6 protein-coding genes and 2 pseudogenes are annotated in these 4,831 nt (G+C 55.7%); 2 read left to right on the top strand and 6 right to left on the bottom strand.

Translation table 11 applies throughout. The features are described from left to right. The 3 genes from AX760_RS01940 to AX760_RS01930 form a co-directional block, all read right to left on the bottom strand. The coding region (locus AX760_RS01940; protein WP_071831161.1) for an ABC transporter permease at positions 1-695 on the bottom strand (695 nt) is incomplete at its 3' end. 11 nt (positions 696-706) lie between these two features. Continuing rightward, entirely contained in the window at positions 707-1,723 is a 1,017-nt protein-coding gene (locus AX760_RS01935; protein ID WP_071831163.1) for an ABC transporter substrate-binding protein, read from the bottom strand. A 194-nt stretch (positions 1,724-1,917) separates the two neighbouring features. Then, positions 1,918-2,184 (bottom strand): helix-turn-helix domain-containing protein, encoded by a 267-nt coding sequence (locus AX760_RS01930; RefSeq protein WP_071831162.1) that lies wholly within the window; start codon positions 2,182-2,184, stop codon positions 1,918-1,920. Between the two features lie 109 nt (positions 2,185-2,293). Here AX760_RS01930 and AX760_RS01925 point away from each other — a divergent pair, with 109 nt between their 5' ends. After that, the gene (locus AX760_RS01925; RefSeq protein ID WP_071831160.1) at positions 2,294-3,184 is read left to right on the top strand and encodes a LysR family transcriptional regulator; all 891 of its coding nucleotides are present in this window, start codon (positions 2,294-2,296) and stop codon (positions 3,182-3,184) included. Between the two features lie 107 nt (positions 3,185-3,291). Beyond that, a complete protein-coding gene (locus AX760_RS01920; RefSeq protein ID WP_425348805.1) occupies positions 3,292-3,639 on the top strand; it encodes a WGR domain-containing protein in 348 nt (115 codons plus the stop codon). Between the two features lie 60 nt (positions 3,640-3,699). Here AX760_RS01920 and AX760_RS01915 read toward each other — a convergent pair. From AX760_RS01915 to AX760_RS26985, 3 genes and pseudogenes are all read right to left on the bottom strand, one after another. After that, positions 3,700-4,114 (bottom strand): annotated as a pseudogene (locus AX760_RS01915) (hypothetical protein). Then, on the bottom strand, positions 4,111-4,377 hold the full coding sequence (locus AX760_RS01910) for a type II toxin-antitoxin system prevent-host-death family antitoxin (RefSeq protein ID WP_071831158.1): 267 nt from the start codon (positions 4,375-4,377) through the stop codon (positions 4,111-4,113). Before AX760_RS01910 ends, AX760_RS01915 begins: the two are co-directional and overlap by 4 nt. Positions 4,378-4,647: 270 nt before the next feature. Continuing rightward, positions 4,648-4,831, bottom strand: a pseudogene (locus tag AX760_RS26985) (hypothetical protein); the annotation flags it as partial.

Genomic DNA, 4,831 nt, shown 5'->3' with positions numbered 1-4,831 from the left:
GCATAGGCGCTGGCAGCCATCGTGAAGGAGATCAGCAACGAGCTGACGATGCCTGGAATCGAGAGCGGCAGGATGATGTGGCGGACCACCGACAGACGCGAGGCGCCGAGCATCTGGGCGGCGCGCTCGAGGTTGGGATCGATCCCCTGGATGCTGGTGGTCAGGGACAGGATGCCGAACGGCAAAACGACATGGGTCAGGCCGACGACGACCGCAAACAGGTTTTTCGACAAGGGGAAGGGGGAGGCGATGAGACCGAGATTGATCAAGGCGTCGTTAATGAAGCCCCGATCCTCGAGAATGATCAGCCAGCCATAGGTGCGCAATACGACACCGGCAAGCTCCGGGGCGAGCGCCAAGGCAAAGACCAGTGCCCGCCAGCGGGATCGAGAGCGTGCCAGATAATAGGCGATGGGATAACCGAGAACCGTCACGCAAAGTGCGACGAGAAACGACATCACGGCTGTTCGGTAGAGGCCGGAGAGCGAAAGCCCATCCGAGAAGAAGCGCTGGTAGTGGAAGAGGGTTGGCGCCAGCGTCTCTGCATGGGTAAAACTCATCCCGATCATCGTGCCCATTGGCAGGGCAAAGAAGATGGTCAAGAGTAGACAGGAAGGCGTCAGGACCAGATATCCGGATGTCTGGGCGGGAACGCGCGGCAAGGCCGCCGGCGCAGCGAGTGCAATGCTTGACATGGGGCCTCCTCTCAATTCGCCTGGGAAACGACGTCGCGTTCCCAGCGCTCGCCCCATTCACTGAGCTTGTCAGCAATGCGCGAGAGATCCGGCAGTTTCAGACCGTCGAGATCCGCTTTGCTGGTGATCTGACGCTTGCGAACATCAACGGGGATCTCGATATCGGTGCGTGCACTTCCAACCTGATATCCCGTCACCCATGCTTCCTGGCTGGATTTTTCCAGAAAGAAATCGATGAAGGCGAGGGCGGCTTTCTTGTTCTGCGCACCAACAGGCACATTGAGGGTCGCGATCAGCGGGATCGTCCCTTCTTTTGGCCTGATGTAGTCGACAGGTAATCCCTGATCGACAAGCAGTTGCGCACGACCGTTCCAAAACGGCATAGCCCATACGGTCCCGTCCTTGATGTAGCTTTCGAGGATCGCGGAGGACTGTTCAAAGCCGATCGACTGCCGGGAAAGTTCCGCCATCGCCGCAAAGCCGGGCTCGATATTGTCGATCATGTCGCCGCCGCGCATGACCGACATGATTTCGAGCAGGAAGACCGCCATGACGTTCTGGAACGTCGGCAGGACAATCTTTCCATCAAGCTGCGGATCGAAAAGCGATGACCATGAGGTCGGCGCAAGGGCCAGTTTGTCGGTCCGGTACAGCAGCGCCAGGTACTGCACCTCGTGAACGGCGCCGCACGGGCCGGCGACGGCTGCAAGCGTCGGCTCAAGTTTTCCAAGGTTTGGAACAGCGACAGTGTCCAGCTTTTCCAGAAGCCGATCCTTGCAGCCTTGCAGTGACTGGGACGCGGTCATGACCGCAACGTCAAAACCCGGCTGGCCTCTCGTTGCCTTGATCTTGGCATAGTCCTGCGAGGCGGAACCGACGGCATCATAAATGACATCGACACCGTATTTTTCCTCGAAAGGCTTGATGATGCGCTCTTCGATGATCGCTTCATAAGGACCGCCATAGCTGTTGACGATTAGGGTTTCAGCGAAGGCTGATGCCGGCACAGCACCGCCAAGAGCGAGCATGAGGCCTATGGACAGATATGGCTTTGCATTCACCGCGTGTTCTCCCGGTTTTGTTGTTCCCGGGAAAATAGTGATGGTTCCGAGTCTGTGCGTCTAATAGGGATTCGGCAGGATTAATAGCTCAGAGCGATTGAACTGAGCAAAGCAGAACTCGCATCCCGAGTTAGTAGCGCTTTGCAGCGCCCTAGTAATTTTCAATGCGATTTTGGCTTTCGCCCTGATCTGAGTGGCGGTGGTAATGAAGAGCTAGAATCAATCTCCGCAAACAATGCCGACACATCGATATCCAAAATTGCCGAAAAAGCTTCGAGGGCCCCTACTGTTACGTTTTCGGTACCCCGCTCAACACGACCGACATAAGACCGATCAATCTCCGCTTCCAGTGCGAGGCGCTCCTGAGAGAGGCCCTTGGCCACTCTAAGCCTACGAAGGTTCCATCCAATTCGTTGCCGCACATCCATGCCGCAAGAAAACATATCTGATGCTTGACAATCGACGGACTGTCAGTCCCTAATTGTTTTGGGAGCGTTGCAACGCAGTGCTCCAAAGAAGCAAAAATTGGTGCAGCGAATGGAACTACGCCAACTCCACTATTTCGTCGCGGTGGCTGAAGAGCTCCATTTTGCTAGGGCTGCGTCCAGAGTTCATATCGCCCAGCCAGCGTTGAGCACCCAGATTCAATCTCTCGAGCGCGAGCTCGGCGTTCAGCTGCTTATACGCACAACCCGTCGAGTGGAGCTGACGAGGGCAGGAGCTACTTTCTACGAGCGATGTGTGCGTATTTTGAGCGACATTGACTTAAGCACCGAGATTACGAGATCGGTGGCTGGCAAGACTGTCACTCGGATACGGATTGGAACGATTTACCCAGCAACAGTCGGTGTTTTGCCGGCATTCCTAGCACGCATTGCCAGAAAATATCCGGAGATACAGCTGCACATTTCGAGCGGTTCAACGGACGACATCATCCGGAACTTGGAAAGTGGTCAAATCAACATTGGGTTCATCCGGCCAGTCGAAAATATCGGTTCGTTGCGCTTTTTCTCCATTGCCCATGAGCGCTATCTGCTGGCGGTCGAAAAAGGCAACGCGCTCGCATCACGCGGTGACATCGGCATCGACGACCTGCGCGACCAGAAAATCATCTCCTTTTCGCGACAGAACCTCTCCTACACAGAGAGATATTTTGCCGAGAAATTCGCCGAACACGATTTGACCCGCAACATAGCCTATACGTGCGACGACACGTTTTCCCTCGTTTCGCTGGTCTCGGCCGGCATCGGCATCGGGTTTGCACCGGAATGGACGGCCGATCTTCCGAACAGCAACGTCGCGCTGCTGAAGGTTAAGGGTATAGACTTTCGCATTGGCTTGGGGATCGCCTGGAACGCCGAGGATCCGACAACGTCACGCAATGACATTGTCGACATTGCACGATCGCTTGCGCGGCAGGTACGGTAGCGAGCCACCCTTGAGATTGACCGCCGCAGGGTCTGACTCGCTGGCGATTGCAACCTTGTACCAATGTTGACTGCCCGAAGACATTCATCACGAATATGAATCGATCCGTGGCAACCGATTCAAAACTGTCGTTGGACGCGGAAAGGAGAATTTCCGATCCTGCCGAGATGATCGCTCAACCCTACCATCTGTATGTGGAACGCACCGACTTCTCAAAAAACATGGCCCGTTATTACGCCATGGAAATCTCGATGACTTTGTTCGGAGAAGCATGTCTGACGCGGTCATGGGGACGTATCGGGAAACGTGGCCAGAGCATGCGTCACCATTTCGGGCAAGAGAAGGAAGCGGTGGATCTATTCCTCGATCTCGTTCGTCAAAAGCGGGCAAGAGGATATAGACCCGTGGCCTGTGAAGGCATCAAAAGCCGCAACCGCAGACACGACATAGTCTGACACTTTGTGGCGCCAAAAGCCGACCAGGATCGATACTGGGGCTCGCGTTGCACTATGGCGCTATCTGGATCGGCTGACCTCGGCAAAGGACTTCCGGCGCCCAATGAATTCCCTCAAGAGTGGCAGGAAGAATGCCTTGCTGAAGCGACCGATAGGCGGCTCAGGTTCAAGGTAGAACGACCGGCCGATGACATCGCTATTGAACTCGTCGAGAATGATCCAGAGACGCAGGTCGACATCAAGGCCGGCGCGACGTTTTTCGATCGCAGGTATTTCCACCGCGAACCGGTTTGCCTCCGGCTGCTTCGTCGTGATGGGGAAGAACAATACGAGATCCCCGTCCGCGCGGGATCCGAACGCCGATTGCCACCGGTCGATCTTTGCGCCCCTCCGTTTCGCCCTTGTTCGCTTCACGGCTCCAGAGATACGGGTATCGGATGACCGCTGCTGTCTGGATCTCGTCATATCCACTCATCGGCTTGTCTCATCACTGTCGGCGTAAGCGTCGACAGCGCCTTCAAATTCGCTGAGCAATGCGTCGGGCATGGTCTCTAGCGTGCCGGCAGCACGCATATCCGACTGACGCATCAGCCGCTCGTAGTCTTCGATGTTCAGCAGCACCAGTCGCGGCTTGTTGCGCTGTGTGATGGTAACGGGATGGCGCAAGGCCTCGGCGATGATGTCGCCGGACTTCCGCGAGAGGTCACTTGTCGTGTAGGAACCGGTGCTGCTCGTCATTTGCGTGTCTCCTCGCGATGAAATCAGGGTGAATTGAATAAAGAGTGCGCTTGAGATAAATTACAGCAAATACAGCATTGTTGTAAACGCTGTAATTTATGGACGACCGTATCGAACTTCTCTCAAATAGCTCGTGGTTTGCGCTGGGGGAATATTCTGGCTGTTTCAACATCCCTGGTGTCGACGACGTCGCTCGACAAGTAGACCGTGGAACGTCGTCCGCATTGCGACACAGAAACAACCTATGCCTGGCTGTGTTATCTACCGCCCTCAGAAGGGCGGCTCGGCATCAACGCTACCGTCCTGCTCTGCCGTGATCACCGCCAGCTCCGCCTGAGCCATTTCCAGCTCGGTCTGGATCTCGCGGCGCTCCACAGCGTCGCATGCGTTGTTAAGCTCGGCCCGCAGTTCTTCAATGTGCTGTTCGATGGTCATCGTCTCATCTCCTTGAGTT

The organism is Pararhizobium antarcticum, from assembly GCF_001885585.1.
GTDB classification, from domain to species: Bacteria; Pseudomonadota; Alphaproteobacteria; order Rhizobiales; family Rhizobiaceae; genus Pararhizobium; species Pararhizobium antarcticum.
This window is presented reverse-complemented; position numbering and strand designations above follow the sequence as displayed.

Coding starts and splice junctions, on each gene's coding strand:
- AX760_RS01910 (WP_071831158.1), bottom strand. CDS start 4,377: ATGACGAGCAGCACCGGTTCCTACACGACAAGTGACCTCTCGCGGAAG.
- AX760_RS01930 (WP_071831162.1), bottom strand. CDS start 2,184: ATGGATGTGCGGCAACGAATTGGATGGAACCTTCGTAGGCTTAGAGTG.
- AX760_RS01925 (WP_071831160.1), top strand. CDS start 2,294: ATGGAACTACGCCAACTCCACTATTTCGTCGCGGTGGCTGAAGAGCTC.
- AX760_RS01935 (WP_071831163.1), bottom strand. CDS start 1,723: ATGCTCGCTCTTGGCGGTGCTGTGCCGGCATCAGCCTTCGCTGAAACC.